Source organism: Schleiferilactobacillus perolens DSM 12744, assembly GCF_001435585.1.
Taxonomy (GTDB): domain Bacteria; phylum Bacillota; class Bacilli; order Lactobacillales; family Lactobacillaceae; genus Schleiferilactobacillus; species Schleiferilactobacillus perolens.
In genome coordinates this window covers 1-390 of sequence record NZ_AZEC01000079.1, presented here as the reverse complement: position 1 = coordinate 390, position 390 = coordinate 1, and the positions used below count along the sequence as shown (strand labels likewise).

The 390-nt window shown below is 39.5% G+C and carries 1 protein-coding gene; it reads right to left on the bottom strand.

All coding sequences use genetic code 11. The annotated features are described in order from the left end of the window. A partial coding sequence (locus FD09_RS16130; RefSeq protein ID WP_143448172.1) for a helix-turn-helix domain-containing protein occupies positions 1-287 on the bottom strand: 287 nt, incomplete at its 3' end. Positions 288-390: the final 103 nt, after the last annotated feature.

The following is a 390-nucleotide window of genomic DNA, read 5'->3' as shown; positions in this document are numbered from 1 at the left end:
GCTAGTTTAAATTCGTGAGCAATCATTCCTGGTGACCAGCTTAGACGTAAATGGTTGAGAATTTTTTGCTTTAACTCATCGCTCAGCTTAGTTTTCCGACCACATCGTGATCGCTTGTATTCGGCATCTGTTTGTGCTAATTCAGCCTGATAAGGTTGACATCGAGATAATTCATAAGAAATTGTTGACGGTGATCGGTTCAGCCGAACGCCCATTTGGATATTGGACAGCCCTAGTTCACAAAAGGTTTCGATTTTAATTCGTTCGGAATAGGTTATACTAGACAAAAGATCAGCTCCTAAAAGATGGGTTTGTGGTAAACACCATTTTAAAGGAAGCTGATCTTTTTTGTCCGAACAGCGTTCGGATTAATTTTACAATCTACCATAA